Source organism: Streptomyces nidicola (assembly GCF_050106155.1).
Lineage (GTDB): Bacteria > Actinomycetota > Actinomycetes > Streptomycetales > Streptomycetaceae > Streptomyces.
The window spans coordinates 579,135-592,732 of sequence record NZ_JBNBPI010000001.1; the positions used below are offsets into that span (position 1 = coordinate 579,135).

Sequence of the window (13,598 nt, forward strand, 5' to 3'; positions counted from 1 at the left end):
ACCGCGCGACCGGATTTTCCTACCGCCCGCACACACGGAAAGGGTTCAAGAAATGGGTCCGAGTGCGTCGCTGTGCGTGTCGCCCGGCGCATCCTCGCCATGGCAGCCGCTGTCTGTGCCTAGGCCCTTGGACCTCCTTCGACGGGTCCGCGCCAATCGTTCACGAGCCCGATGCCGCGCGTGGCCACTCCGGGGCAGTGTTGTGGCGAACCCGACGACCAGGAGCGCACGATGTCGTACTTCGAGAACATGCAGTTCCCCGAGCCCCGCTACCACGGAGACAAGGGCGAGGTGAGCGCGTCGTTCCGCTCGGCCAACACCCCGCCGGAGGTGTCATCGGCCGGCGGGTCCACCAGTTACCTCGCCACGCAGGAGTCGACCGGAGGCGAATTCGGGCTCTACAAGGGCGTGTTGGGCCCGCGGTCCGCGGGCGCCAAGGAGCACTTCCACCGGGCCATGTCGGAGTCGTTCTATGTCCTGTCCGGCGAACTCGAGCTCTATGACGGCGAGAAGTGGGTGACGGGCCGGGAGGGGGACTTCCTGTATGTGCCGGCCGGCGGTCTGCACGCCTTCAAGAACGTGACCGACGACCCCGTGTCCATGCTCATGCTCTTCGCTCCCGGCGCCCCGCGCGAGGACTACTTCGAGCGGGTCGCGGAGATGTCGCAGCGCGGCCCCGAGGAGCTCAAGGAGTTCCGCGTCCGGCACGACAGCTACTTCGTGGAGGACTTCGACTTCGGAACGGGGTCCACGCAGTAGCCGGCGGGCCCGGCGCCCACCGGTTCAGAGCAGCCACCGCGCGCGGTGTGTACGCAGGCCGCTGCCACGAATAGGACTTTGGTCCCGGTTTGCCCGTCCCGCGCCGGGCAGTACGACCGATGCGTCCGGCCCGCCGCCGGTCCGTGCGCCGAACCGTCCGACCGAACCGCCCAGTGGAAGCGACAGAGCATGCTCGCCAGCAACCCGAACGACTCCGCCGACCGTCTCGCCGATCTCGCCGTCGCCGCCTTCACCCGCGAGGTGTTCCTGACGCCGAAGCCGGGGCTGCCGGACTGTCGCACCGCGCAGACCCGGCCAACACCGTGTTCTCCTCCCTCGTCGACGCCGGTGTCGGCCTGCACGGCTCGTTCCGCCCCGCCGCCGAGGCCGGGGCCGACCTGGACCGGCTCGCGGTGGCCTGCGCCGACGCGCAGCACCACGTTCCCTATGTCGCCTCCCTCAACGGCCTCGACGTCGCCGCCCGCTTGCTCTGCCTGCTGTCGGCCGCGTGGGCGCAGGGCGTGGCGAGCGCCGACGACGCCTGCCGCCTCGCCCTGGACCTCGACGCGCGGGTCGAACCCACCGGGGACTTCCGCGACGGCTACCGGGCCATGACGGCCGAGGACAGGGAGCGCCACCTGGCCACCGCGCTCACCGTCCTGCCGGAGCTGCGCTCGGCGCGGGAGCGGGGCGTCCCCGAGGAGACCGCGCAGCTCGACGCGCTCCTCACGCTCATCGCCTCCATCGACGACGTGCGGGTGGCTCAGGACAAGGGCCCGCTGGCCGTCCGCCTGATCCGGCAGGACGCCGCCGCCGTGCTCACCGCGGGCGGCTCCGGCGCCGAGGAAGGGAGCCGGCTGCTGTCCGAGCTCGACGAGGAGATGCTCCGCTACGGGATCTGCCCGGCGGCCAGCGGCGCGCTGCACACGGTGCTGCTGTTCCTGGACTCCGTCGTCGAGCGCCCGCTCTCCGCCGCGGCCTGAATTGCGCGCCGAAGAACGGCCCGCCGCGCCCGGGGCGCGCGCCACCGCTTGGCGTAGGCAGATTGGCCCGTCCCGGCCCGGCCGTCGAGGCTGATGGGCACCGGCCACGTCGCGTACAGGAGGCACTCCCCCCGCATGGACGCCACCTCACCGGTGCCCGACGCCCGCACCCACCTGGCGCTCCAGTCGATCCGGGAGCTCCTGGCCGCCCAGCGCCGACGGATCAGGAAGTACGCCGAGTCGTACCAGGACGGGGACCGCAGTCGGGACCGGGATCAGGACCAGGACCAGGGTGAGAACCAGGGCGAGAACCAGGGCCAGGGCCAGGCCGAGGACCAAGGCCAGGACCAGGGTGCCGCCGCACCCACGGCCCCGGTCTCTTCCACTCCCCTGCCACCGACGCCCTCCGGCCGTGAGGTGCTCGAGGCCTTGTCCGTTCCTGCGCTCCTGGTGGCTCCGCTCCTGGATGATGACGGCCGGATCCAGGACGCCCTCTACGTCGCCCGGAACGCGGCGGCCCTCGCATACGCCGGCGAGCGCCTCCCGCAGGGCGGTGTCCCCCACTGGAGTCGTCCCGCCTCGCTGTTCGAGCGGTTTCCGTCGCTGGCCGGGTCGCCGCTTCCCGACATGCTGACCGAGGCCCTGCGCCGGGGTGCCCCGCAGGGGCCCACCTTGGTCGAGTGGGTGATGACCACGACGCACGGCCCGGTGCGGATCAACGATCAGGTACGGGTGGCGCCATGCGGCGAACACCTCCTGGTCACCTGGGAGCGCGGCCACCTCCTGCACATGGCGGCCGCCGCCCAGCGGTTGGTGCGCACCTGCTGGGCGGAGTGGAACCTGGGCGACGGCGGGGTCGATCCGTCGCGCGGCTTCCGGCAGGTCCTTGGCATCCCCGGCCACGCGGACATCCCCACCCTGGCCGAGCTGGCGGCGACCGTGACCCCGGAGAGCCTGCCCGAGCTGTACCGGACGCTGTACGACGTCATCCTGCGCAAACGCACGGCCGCCTGCGAACTGCGCATGAACGGAGCCGGTTCCCGCGTGATCCGGATGACCGCCGAGCCGGTACGGATCGCCCCCGGCAGCCTGGTGTGGGCGTTGCGGGCCGTGCTCACGGACGTGACCGCCGAGCGGCGCCGGCGCGCGACCGTCGAGCGCGCGGAGCGCGAGGCGCGGCGCCAGCGCGAGCGCGCCGAGGCCGTCGCCGAGGTCGCAGGCGTCCTGCGCGAGGCGGTGCTCCCGCACTTCCAGGACGAGCCGGCCGCCTACGGACTGGAGGCCACCACGGTGTACCGGCCCGACGCCCGGGAGGCCGGGGTGGGCGGCGACTGGTACAAGGCGCGCAGGCTTCCCGGCGGGAGCCTCCTCGTCGCGCTCGGCGACGCCCGCGGGCACGGCCTGGCCGCGGTCACCCTCATGGCGAAACTCCGCTACGCGCTCGCGGGCCTCGCCTACACCGAGCAGCGCGTCGAGCAACTCACGGAGTGGCTCAACGAGTTGGCCTGCGCCGACGGCACCGAGTCCACCGCGACCGCGATCATCGCCCGCTACCACCCGGCGCAGGGCCTGCTGCGCTGGACCTGCGCGGGCCATCCGCGTCCGGTCCTCCTGCGCGACGGCACGGCCCGCCAACTCCCGGACCCGGAGGGCGGGCCCGGCCTGCCCCTGGGTGTCCTGCCGGGAACGCCGTACACCACCGCGGAGGTGTCCTTGCGCGTGGGCGACATCGTCCTCATGTACTCCGACGGGCTGACCGAGCGCCGCGACAGCGACCCCGACCTCGATACGCAGCGCTTCCTCGACGCGGCACAGGAGTGCCTGGGCGGCGCCGCCCCCGGCGCGGGGCACGAGGCGCTCAACGCGTACGCGGAGCGCATCGTCGGCGTACTCGACGGTCCGCACCGGTCCGACGACGCGACGCTCCTGGTCCTGCGGCGCACCGCGATGTCCCCCTCGGCGTCTTAACGACCGCTCAGGACCCTCCGCCGCCATACCCGTGGACCTGGCCGGAACAACCGCGTTTCGCGCCGCGGGGGTTGTCGAAGGTCCGCGCGCCTCTTAACGTTCGATCAGTCCTGGATCGGGTCCCCGCAGGCCGCCGCGGCCGGGGTGGCCCGGGCCGCCCGGCAGCCGTCGACGGGAGCCCCGCGTGTCCAACGCGACCGAAGCAACTGAAGCCGCTGACGCACCCGACACATCCGGTCCCACCACACTGCCCGTCCCCTCGCCCGACGCGTCCCTGCGGGCCGGTCGCCGTCTCTCGCTCGCCCACCAACTGGCGCGCCAGGCGCGGCGCACGCCCACCGCCCCTGCCCTGCGCCACCGGGGCCGGGAGATCACCTACGCCGCCCTCGACGCGCGGGTGAACCGGCTCGCGCGTGCCTACGCCGCCCGGGGGGTCGGGCCGGGCGACCGGGTCGCCGCGCTGACCACCAACCGGATGGAGACGGTCGAGGTGTGGTTCGCCGCGCTGCGGCTCGGCGCGATCGCCGTGCCGATCAACTTCCGACTGGTTCCCGCCGAGGTGGCCCATGTCCTCGCCGACTGCACGCCGACCGTGTTCGTGGTCGACGAGCCACTGACCGAACTGGGCCTGGAGGCGCGGCGCCTGGCCGGCTCCGACTGCCGGGTGCTGCACCTCGCCGAAGCCGCGAGCAGCGCACCGGAGGGCACGGAGAGCCTCACCGCGGTGCGCGAGGCGTACGACGACAGCCCCGTCGAGGCCGACGTCGACGAGAACGACCCGGCGTTCCTGATGTACACCTCGGGAACCACGGGCCGTTCCAAGGGAGCCGTGCTCAGCCACCTCAACCTGGTCGTGAACACCCTGCACATGGTGGAGGTGCAGGCGCCGAGGCCCACCGACCGGAGCCTGCTGAACATTCCGATGTTCCACATCGCGGGCGTCGACTCGGTCGTCGCCTCCATGCTCTACGGCACCTGCACGGTCATCGGCGCCACCGTCGGCTTCGACGCCGCCGAGACGGTCGACCTGCTGGAGCGGGAGCGGATCACCGGCTGCTTCCTCGTGCCAAGCCAGTGGAAGGCGATCTGCGAGGTGCCGGGCATCCGGGACCGCAAGCTCGTGCTGAACAGCATGAGTTGGGGCGCGTCCGCCGCACCGCCCTCCGTCCTGGAGGCGATGAACGACACGTTCCCCGGCGTCGTCATCAGGAGCGCCTTCGGCCAGACCGAGATGGCCTCGGTGACCTGCTACCTCGACGGCGCGGACGCGGTGCGCAAGCTCGGCTCCGTCGGCAAGCCGGTACGCCATGTGGACGCGCGGATCGTGGACGAGGAGATGCGGGACGTCCCCGTGGGCGAGGTCGGCGAGATCGTCTACCGCGGCGGCAATCTGATGCTGGGCTACTGGAACAACCCGGAGGCCACCGCCGAGGCGTTCGAGGGCGGCTGGTTCCACTCCGGTGACCTGTGCCGGATGGACGACGAGGGCTACATCTACGTCGTCGACCGCAAGAAGGACATGATCATCTCGGGCGGCGAGAACATCTACTCCGCCGAGGTGGAGGCCGTCATCGACCAGCATCCCAAGGTGGCCGAGGTGGCCGTGGTGGGTGTGCCGCACCCCGAGTGGGTGGAGACCCCGCGCGCGTACGTCGTGCCGAGGGACCCGGCCGATCCGCCCACCGAGGCGGACATCACCGACCACTGCCGCGAACGGCTCGCCTCGTACAAGAAGCCGACCTCGGTCGTCGTCATCGAGGCGCTGCCGCGCAATGCCGCAGGGAAGGTGCTCAAGGTGCGGCTGCGCGAGTCCGCCCGCGACTGACAGGACTCCCCCGACGCCCGCCCCTCCGACTGGACGGATCCGCATGCCTGACCTGACACATGAAGATCTGACGGAACTGCGCGCCCGGATGGCCGCCTTCATCGACGACGAGGTGATCCCCGCCGAGAAGGCGCTCGCCGGCCGCACCCCTGAGGCCCGCGCCACGCTCGCGGCCCTTCAGGAGCGGGCGAAGAAGCTGGACCTGTGGATCCTCGGCCACCCGGCCGAACTCGGCGGCAAGGGGCTGCCGTTGTACGAGTTCGCACTCGTCAACGAAATCATCGGGCGTTCCGAGTACGGCCAGTTGGCCGTCGGCACGTACACCATGCAGGACTCCATCATGCTCGACCTGTACGCCTCACGGGCGCAGCGCGAGCGCTGGCTGAAGCCGCTCGTCAATGCCGAGATCAGCCCGAGCGTCGGGCTCACCGAGCCGGAGGTGGCAGGATCCGACCCCACCCGGATCGCGACGACGGCCGTGCTCGACGGCGACGAGTGGGTCATCAACGGCCACAAGTGGTTCACCACGGGGGCCAGCCGGGCCGCCTTCACCACGGTCTTCGCCCGCACCGACGAGGACGCCGCGAGCCCGCACGGCGCCGTCTCCGCGATCATCGTCCCGGCCGGCACGCCGGGCCTGGAGATCTCCCGCGTCCTGGAGACGATGGGCGACACGGAGGGCGACCACTGCGAACTGCGCCTCACCGACGTACGTGTCCCCGCCGACCATCTCCTCGGCGAGCGCGGCGAGGGGTTCACCATCGCGCAGCGCCGCCTCGGTCCCGGCCGCATCTTCCACTGCATGCGCTGGCTCGGACAGGCGCAGCGTGCCTTCGAGTTGATGGTCGATCGGGCCAACACCCGTTACGCGCATGGTTCGTTGCTGGCCGAGAAGGGCGAGATCCGGCGCTACGTCGCCGAGTCGGCCGCCGAGATCCAGGCCGCCCGCCTGATGACGCTGGACGCGGCACGCCGCTACGACCAGGACGGGCAGGCCCGCCTGGAGATCAGCATGGTGAAGTTCTGGGGTGCGCAGGTCCTGCACAACGTCGTCGACCGGGCCATCCAGGTGCACGGCGCGCTCGGCGTCACCGCCGACACCCCGCTGGAGGGCATGTACCGGCGCGCCCGCTACGCGCGCATCTACGACGGCCCCGACGAGGTGCACCGGATGGTCGTCGCGCGCAAGCTGCTCGCCGACGTGAGCAAGGCGCCGTGGGCGGGGCTGCCCGCGTGAGTGAAGCGTTGCGGGAGGAACTGCGGGCCCGGCTGGCCGAGTCGTGGGGCGGGCCCGTGGCGGTCGAGGGCTGGCGTCGACTGTCCGGTGGCGCCAGCCGGGACACCTTCTCCCTCGATGCCACGGCGGCCGACGGCATCACGTACCCCCTGATCCTGCGCTGCGACCCACCGGCCAAGCCGAGTCCCGAGGTGATGGCGCGGGAGGCCGCGGTCCTGGCGGTGGCGGCCGAGGCCGGGGTACCCGTGCCCCGGCTCGTCGACCATGGCGTCGTGCTCGGCCGCACCCACCTGCTCATGGAGCGCGTCGAGGGTGAGACGATCCCGCGCCGACTGCTGCGGGACGAGCGGTTCGCGGCCGTGCGCCCGAAGCTGACACGCGAGCTCGGCCGCATCCTCGCGCGCATCCACACCATCCCGGTCGCGTCCGTCCCGGACCTGCCCGCGAGCGACCCACTGCACCAACTGACGGACCTCTACCGCCAGTTCGAGGACCCGCGTCCGACGCTCGAACTCGGCCTGCGGTGGCTCGCCGACCACCGGCCGCCGACCGCCCGCCCGTCCTGCGTCGTGCACGGCGACTTCCGCAACGGCAACCTCATGATCGACGAGACTGGTGTGCGCGCCGTCCTCGACTGGGAGCTCACCCACGTCGGCGATCCCGTCGAGGACCTGGGCTGGCTGTGCGTGAAGGCATGGCGGTTCGGGGCGGCGGAGCCGGTGGGCGGCTTCGGCCCGCGCGAGGAGCTGCTCGCCGGGTACGCCGAGATCGCGGGGAGCCGCCCGGGTGAGGACGAGCTGCACTGGTGGGAGGTGTACGGCACGCTCCGCTGGGCGGTGCTGTGCCGTATGCAGGCCGAGCGCTTCCTGTCCGGCGCCGAACAGTCCGTCGAGTACGCCGTGTTGGGGCGCAAGGTCTGCGAGCAGGAGTACGACGTGCTGCTCGCGCTCGGCGTCACCGAACCCGGACCGGTGCCCGACGTCCTCGCCGGCCGCGAAGACACCACCGCCGCGCCCCCGCACGACCGGCCCGGTGCCGACGCGCTGCTGCGTTCCGTCCAGACCTTCCTGACCGGGGAGACGGCGGGCGATCCCCGGCTGCGCTTCCTGTCGAAGGTGGCGGCCAACGCCGTCGCCATCGCCCGCCGCGAGGCGCTGCTCGCGCCCGCCCAGGCCGAGACCCACGCCCGCCGCCTGGCCGCGCTCGGCCTCGCCGACGACCGCGCCCTCGCGGAGGCGATCCGCGACGGGGCCGTACCGGCGCACGACGCGGCGGTCCTCGAAGTCGTACGAGGAGGAGTCACGGACAAGCTGGCGGTCGCCAACCCGGCGTACGCCGCACAGGTCGCCCGATGACCGCCACCCCGAACCCGTAGGAACGAGAACCGAGGAGCACACGCATGACCAGCACAAGGACCGACCCCGAAACGGCTCAGCGGGTGACGGTCACCGTGACCGACGGCGTCGCCGACGTACGGCTCAACCGGCCCGAGAAGCGCAACGCGCTCGACCCGGCCATGTTCGAGGCGCTCGTCGCCACGGGCGAGCGGCTGAAGACCGAAGAGGGCGTCAGGGCCGTGGTGTTGTCCGGCGAGGGGCCCGACTTCTGCGCCGGGCTCGACTTCACCTCCTTCCAGGCGATGCGGAACGGGGAGCGCCTTTCGGGGCTCGCCGCGCTGCCGCCGTCGGACGGGCCCGCGCAGGCGGCCGGGCAGCGCGCCGCGTACGTCTGGGCCGAGCTGCCCGTGCCGGTGATCGCCGCGCTGCGCGGCAACGCGCTCGGCGGCGGGCTGCAGCTCGCGCTCGGCGCCGACATCCGCATCGTCGCGCCGGATGCCCGGCTGAGTGTGTTCGAGGTCGCGTGGGGCCTGGTGCCGGACATGACGGGAACCCAGCTGCTGCCCGAGCTCGTGGGCCGCGACGTGGCGAAGGAACTGACCTTCACCGCCCGCACCGTGGGCGGCGAGGAGGCCGCACGCATCGGCCTTGCCACCTACACGGCGGACGATCCGGTGGCCGCCGCGCTGGAGACCGCTGCCCGGATCGCGGCGCAGAGCCCGGACGCCGTACGCGCCTCCAAGCGGCTCCTCGACCTCGCGGGCCGCACCGACCTCGCGACCGGCTTCGCCGAGGAACAGAAGGAGATCGGCGCGCTCATCGGCAGCCCGAACCAGGTCGAAGCGGTCGCCGCCCGCTTCGGGAAACGGGCCCCCCGCTTCACGGACAGCTGACTCCCTTTACTCACAACGGACTTGAGGATTTGAGGACAACGACATGACCGACGCTCAGCGGGCCACCGAAGCCACCGACGTGGGCACCGACTTCACGCAGATCCAGCTGCGGATCGCCGACCACGTCGCCACCATCACCCTGTACCGGCCCGAGCGGCTGAACGCCTTCACGCACATCATGGCCGCGGAGTTGATCGCCGCGTTCGACGTGACCGACGCCGACGACACGGTCCGAGCCGTGGTCGTGACCGGCGCGGGGCGTGGGTTCTGCGCGGGCGCCGACCTGGCGGGCGGCGCGTCCACGTTCGACCACCGGGCGGCCGGACGGGAGGGCGGGCGTACGGACTTCGGCACCATCGACGGCGCGCCGCGCGACGGCGGCGGGTGTGTGGCGCTGCGCATCGCGGCCAGCGTGAAACCGGTCATCGTGGCGGTCAACGGGCCCGCGGTGGGCGTCGGTTCGACGATGACGCTGCCTGCCGACATCCGGATCGCCGGGGAGTCGGCCCGCTTCGGCTTCGTGTTCGCCCGCCGCGGTCTGGTCCCGGAGGCGGCGTCCAGCTGGTTCCTGCCGCGGGTCGTGGGCATCTCGCAGGCGATGGAGTGGGTGGCCACCGGCCGGCTCTTCGACGCGGCCGAGGCCCTCGCAGGGCGCCTCGTCTCGCGGGTCGTCCCGGACGACGAACTCCTGCCGACCGCGTACGCGCTGGCCGCCGAGATCGCCGAGAACACCTCCGCCGTCTCGGTCGCCCACGCGCGCCGCCTGATGTGGTCGATGCTCGGCGCGGCCTCGCCGTGGGACGCGCACCGCCTCGACTCGGCGGCCATGGTCCGCCTCGGCCAGGGGCCCGACGCCGCCGAGGGCGTCACATCGTTCCTGGAGAAGCGCCCGCCGAAGTTCCCGGCAACCCTCGCCGACCACACGGACACGCTGCCCGCGTGGCCCGAGCCGCCGGAGGATGTGCGCTGAGCACACCTCTGGTGCCGCGTTCGCTACGCCGCCTCGCACAGCGCGTCGAGACGGTCGCGCTGCGCCGGGGTCAGCTGTAGGTGTTCCGCGGCGACGTTCTCCTCCAGGTGGTCCAGGCGGGCGGTGCCGGGGATGGGGAGGACGACCGGTGAGTGGCCGAGGAGCCACGCGAGTGCCACCTGGGTGGGAGTGGCGTCGAGTTCCGCCGCCACGGCGGCGACCTCGGCGGTCGCTCCCGAACCGCCCCAGGCGACGGGACGCCACGGCAGGAACGCGATTCCTGCAGCCGTGCAGGCCGCGAGCACGGGCTCGTGCTCGCGGTCGAGCAGGTTGTACCGGTTCTGCACGCTCGCGATGTCGACGATCCCGCGTGCCCTGTCGAGTTCGTCGACGGTCACCTCGGAGAGGCCGATCCGGCCGATCTTGCCCTCGTCCCGCAGGTCCCTCAGCGTGCCCACCTGGTCGGCGAGCGGTGTCTCGGGGTCGATGCGGTGCAGCTGAAGCAGCTCGATCCGCTCGACGCGCAGCCGGAGCAGTGCCCGCTCGACCTGGTCGCGCAGGACGTCCGGCCGCCCGTCGAGCTTCCACTCGCCCGAAGGACCCGACCGGGCGACCCCGACCTTCGTGGTGACGAGCAGCTCGTCGGGGTAGGGGTGCAGGGCTTCGACCAGGAGTTCCTCGTTGGCTCCCCCGCCGTACATGTACGCGGTGTCGATCAGTGTGACGCCCAGCTCGACGGCCCGTCGGGCGACCGCGAGGGAGTTCTCGCGGGCCGGGCCAGGCTCCGTGGGCAGGTGCATGGCCCCGAATCCCAGCCGCCGCACTTCCAGATCCCCGCCGATGTGAAACGCATTCACTGTCACGTCGCGCCCTCTCCCCTCACTCAAGGGGCAACGCTAACAGGGCAGTTGGCCTCGGCATCAGTGCCGATCAGTGACGATCGATGTCCATCGGCGTCAGAGCCCTCCGAGGTCGCCCACCGCCTCGTACGCGGCCTCGCTCTGGCGCAGGACCTGGCGTTCCAGCTCCTGGACCGGCAATTCGTTCTCGCCCATCACGCCCGCCGCGAAGCGGGCCGCGACCCCGGCTCCGATGCACGCCGAGCGCCAGCGGGAGAACGCCACGTAGTACGGCAGGTGGGACACGTCGACGCCGGAGGCCTTCGCGTACGCGTCGATCAGGTCGGCGCGGCTGCAGAAGCCGGGAGCGGCGCTCGGTCCGGCCGTCGTCGGCGGGACCGTGTCGCCCGGCTGCTCCCAGGTCGAGACGAGCCAGCCGAGGTCGGCCAACGGGTCGCCCAGCGTGGCCAGTTCCCAGTCGAGCACGGCGACCACCGTGCCGTCGGGCGCGAAGGAGAGGTTGCCCGGGCGGAAGTCGCCGTGCACGATTCCCGTGCGCTGCGTCGGTACGCGGGCGAGCAGCGCGTCGTGCACCGTGTCGAGGAGCTTCAGGTCGGGTGCGCCCGAGCGGTGCACCTGCCGCTGCCAGCGGTGCAGTTGGCGTTCGACGTAGCCGCGGGGGCGCGCCATGTCGCCCAGGCCGGCCTCGGCGGGGTCGAGCTCGTGCAGCGCGGCAAGGACCTCCACGAGGCTCGCGCCGGCCCGGCGGCGGGCCCGCTCCGGCCAGTCCCGCACCGCGTCCTGGTCGGCGCCCACCGTACCGTCGACGAAGTCCATCACGTAGAACTCCGCCCCGGTGACCGAGGCGTCCGCACAGTAGGCGAGCGGCGCGGGCACCGGTACCGCGGTGGGCGCCAGGGCGGTCAGGAAGCGCCACTCGCGGCTCATGTCGTGCGCGGTGCTCAGGACGCCGCCCGTCGGCGGCCTGCGCAGCGCCCGCACCGTGCCGCTCGCGTCGGTGACCCGGTAGGTGAGGTTCGATCGGCCGCCGGACACGAGGTCGAAGGTGAGCGGAGGGACGACGCCGGGGACGTGTGCGGCCACCCACTCGGCCACCGCGGGCTCGACGCCTGCCGTCGTCATGCCCGGCCCTCTCGCTCGGCCGACTGCGCATAGCGCGCCTTGAGTTTTCCCTTGACCAGCTTGCCCGTAGGTGTGCGCGGCAGTTCGTCCACGAAGTCCACGCTGCGCGGCGCCTTGTAGTGCGCGATCCGTTCCCGTACGTACGCGATCAGGCGCTCCTCCAGGTCCGGGCCCGGTGTCACCCCCGGCGCGGGCTGCGCCACCGCCTTGACCGCCTCGCCCATCTCGGGGTCCGGGACGCCGATCACCGCGACGTCGGTGATGTCGGGGTGCAGGGCGAGGACGTTCTCGATCTCCTGCGGGTAGATGTTCACCCCGCCCGAGATGATCATGAAGGTTCGGCGGTCGGTGAGGAAGAGGTAGCCGTCCTCGTCGAGATGGCCCACGTCGCCGAGCGTCACCCAGTCCGCGTGCTCCGGGTGCTGGGCGCCCTTGGTCTTCTCGGCGTCACCGAGGTACTCGAAGCTGCCGTCGCCCTCGCGCGCGAAGTAGACGGTGCCGGTCTCCCCCGCGGCCAGCACGCGGCCCTCGTCGTCGCAGATCCGCGGCTGCCCGAGGATGGGCCGGCCGACCGAACCCGGCTTGGTCAGCCACTCCTCGGAGGTGATCAGCGTCATGCCGATCCCCTCGGTCGCGGAGTAGTACTCGTACAGCTTCGGCCCCCACCAGTCGATCATCGCGCGCTTGACGTCCGGCGGGCAGGGCGCGGCGGCGTGCACGACGACCTTGTGGCTGGAGAGGTCGTAGGCGGTGCGCACCTTCTCGGGCAGCCGCAGCAGGCGGATGAAGTGGGTCGGCACCCATTGGCTGTGCGTGATGCGGTACCGCTCGATGGCGCGCAGCGCGTCCTCGGGGCCGAAGCGCTCCATCATGACGACCGTCCCGCCGAGCGCGTGCACGGAGGCGCCGTAGCGCAGCGGCGCCGCGTGGTAGACGGGCGCGGGCGACAGGTACACCGCGTCCTTGTCGAAGCCGTAGAACAGGCGCAGCAGTTCGACGAGCGTGTCGCCCGCCTCGCCGACCTGGCGGTCCGGCAGCTCGGGGCGGATGCCCTTGGGGCGGCCGGTGGTTCCGGAGGAGTAGAGCAGATCGGCGCCGCGCGGCTGGTCGGCCGGCGGCTCGGCGGACGCCCCCGCAAGCGCCGCCGCGTAGTCCCCGTACCCGTCGACGCTCCCGCCGTAGGCGAGCCGCACACGGACGGTGTCGGGGATCAGGCCCGCGACCTCCCGCGCCAGATCGGCCAGGGCGTCCGAGACGACCAGCGCGGCGGCGCCGGAATCGCCCACGATGTACGCGACCTCGGGCGCGGACAGATGGTGGTTGACGAGGGTGATGTAGAAGCCGGAGCGGACCGCCGCCCAGTAGACCTCGTACGCGTGGATCGAGTTGTCGGTGAGCAGCGCGACCACGTCGCCGCGGCGCAGGCCCGCCTCCCGGAACACATGGGCGAGCCGGACGGAGCGTTCGTCCAGCTCCCCGTACGTCAGCTGCTCGCCGGTCGACGCCATGATGACGGCGGGACGCTGCGGATCACTCTCGGCATGGGCACCTGGATACACGGGACGCCTTTCGCATGGACGTGAACGCCGGTGGCCGTGGACTCTTTCTAAGTCACCCCGCGAGGCGGCAGCAAGACGTACGACG

11 protein-coding genes are annotated in these 13,598 nt (G+C 72.3%); 8 read left to right on the plus strand and 3 right to left on the minus strand.

Annotated features, from left to right (window positions below):
• Window positions 1-231 precede the first annotated feature (231 nt).
• The 8 genes from ACOKM3_RS02740 (at window position 232) to ACOKM3_RS02775 (ending at window position 9,972) form a co-directional block, all read left to right on the plus strand.
• A complete protein-coding gene (locus tag ACOKM3_RS02740; protein WP_426896489.1) occupies window positions 232-759 on the plus strand; it encodes a cupin domain-containing protein in 528 nt (175 codons plus the stop codon).
• A gap of 323 nt (window positions 760-1,082) precedes the next feature.
• Window positions 1,083-1,742, plus strand: coding sequence for a triphosphoribosyl-dephospho-CoA synthase (locus ACOKM3_RS02745; RefSeq protein WP_426896491.1), 660 nt, complete (start codon window positions 1,083-1,085; stop codon window positions 1,740-1,742).
• A 135-nt stretch (window positions 1,743-1,877) separates the two neighbouring features.
• The gene (locus tag ACOKM3_RS02750) at window positions 1,878-3,710 is read left to right on the plus strand and encodes a PP2C family protein-serine/threonine phosphatase (RefSeq protein WP_426896493.1); all 1,833 of its coding nucleotides are present in this window, start codon (window positions 1,878-1,880) and stop codon (window positions 3,708-3,710) included.
• A gap of 184 nt (window positions 3,711-3,894) precedes the next feature.
• Window positions 3,895-5,535 (plus strand): AMP-binding protein, encoded by a 1,641-nt coding sequence (locus ACOKM3_RS02755; protein WP_426896495.1) that lies wholly within the window; start codon window positions 3,895-3,897, stop codon window positions 5,533-5,535.
• A gap of 43 nt (window positions 5,536-5,578) precedes the next feature.
• Window positions 5,579-6,772, plus strand: a complete 1,194-nt coding sequence (locus ACOKM3_RS02760; protein WP_426896497.1) for an acyl-CoA dehydrogenase family protein — start codon at window positions 5,579-5,581, stop codon at window positions 6,770-6,772.
• The gene (locus tag ACOKM3_RS02765) at window positions 6,769-8,127 is read left to right on the plus strand and encodes a phosphotransferase family protein (protein WP_426896499.1); all 1,359 of its coding nucleotides are present in this window, start codon (window positions 6,769-6,771) and stop codon (window positions 8,125-8,127) included. Before ACOKM3_RS02760 ends, ACOKM3_RS02765 begins: the two co-directional genes overlap by 4 nt.
• 44 nt (window positions 8,128-8,171) lie before the next feature.
• Window positions 8,172-9,002 carry a crotonase/enoyl-CoA hydratase family protein gene (locus ACOKM3_RS02770; RefSeq protein WP_426896501.1) on the plus strand — a complete coding sequence of 277 codons (831 nt, stop codon included), beginning with the start codon at window positions 8,172-8,174 and terminating at the stop codon, window positions 9,000-9,002.
• Between the two features lie 43 nt (window positions 9,003-9,045).
• On the plus strand, window positions 9,046-9,972 hold the full coding sequence (locus ACOKM3_RS02775) for an enoyl-CoA hydratase-related protein (RefSeq protein ID WP_426896503.1): 927 nt from the start codon (window positions 9,046-9,048) through the stop codon (window positions 9,970-9,972).
• A 23-nt stretch (window positions 9,973-9,995) separates the two neighbouring features.
• On the opposite strand, the gene ACOKM3_RS02780 is transcribed toward ACOKM3_RS02775, so the two are convergent.
• The 3 genes from ACOKM3_RS02780 to ACOKM3_RS02790 form a co-directional block, all read right to left on the minus strand.
• Window positions 9,996-10,829 carry an aldo/keto reductase gene (locus tag ACOKM3_RS02780; protein WP_426906679.1) on the minus strand — a complete coding sequence of 278 codons (834 nt, stop codon included), beginning with the start codon at window positions 10,827-10,829 and terminating at the stop codon, window positions 9,996-9,998.
• 99 nt (window positions 10,830-10,928) lie between these two features.
• On the minus strand, window positions 10,929-11,954 hold the full coding sequence (locus tag ACOKM3_RS02785) for a phosphotransferase family protein (protein ID WP_426896505.1): 1,026 nt from the start codon (window positions 11,952-11,954) through the stop codon (window positions 10,929-10,931).
• On the minus strand, window positions 11,951-13,513 hold the full coding sequence (locus ACOKM3_RS02790; RefSeq protein ID WP_426896507.1) for an acyl-CoA synthetase: 1,563 nt from the start codon (window positions 13,511-13,513) through the stop codon (window positions 11,951-11,953). Before ACOKM3_RS02790 ends, ACOKM3_RS02785 begins: the two co-directional genes overlap by 4 nt.
• Window positions 13,514-13,598: the final 85 nt, after the last annotated feature.

Excerpts from the sequence above, each read along its gene's own strand:
- ACOKM3_RS02740 (WP_426896489.1), top strand. The coding sequence starts at position 232 with ATGTCGTACTTCGAGAACATGCAGTTCCCCGAGCCCCGCTACCACGGA.
- ACOKM3_RS02750 (WP_426896493.1), top strand. The coding sequence starts at position 1,878 with ATGGACGCCACCTCACCGGTGCCCGACGCCCGCACCCACCTGGCGCTC.
- ACOKM3_RS02760 (WP_426896497.1), top strand. The coding sequence starts at position 5,579 with ATGCCTGACCTGACACATGAAGATCTGACGGAACTGCGCGCCCGGATG.
- ACOKM3_RS02770 (WP_426896501.1), top strand. The coding sequence starts at position 8,172 with ATGACCAGCACAAGGACCGACCCCGAAACGGCTCAGCGGGTGACGGTC.
- ACOKM3_RS02775 (WP_426896503.1), top strand. The coding sequence starts at position 9,046 with ATGACCGACGCTCAGCGGGCCACCGAAGCCACCGACGTGGGCACCGAC.
- ACOKM3_RS02785 (WP_426896505.1), bottom strand. The coding sequence starts at position 11,954 with ATGACGACGGCAGGCGTCGAGCCCGCGGTGGCCGAGTGGGTGGCCGCA.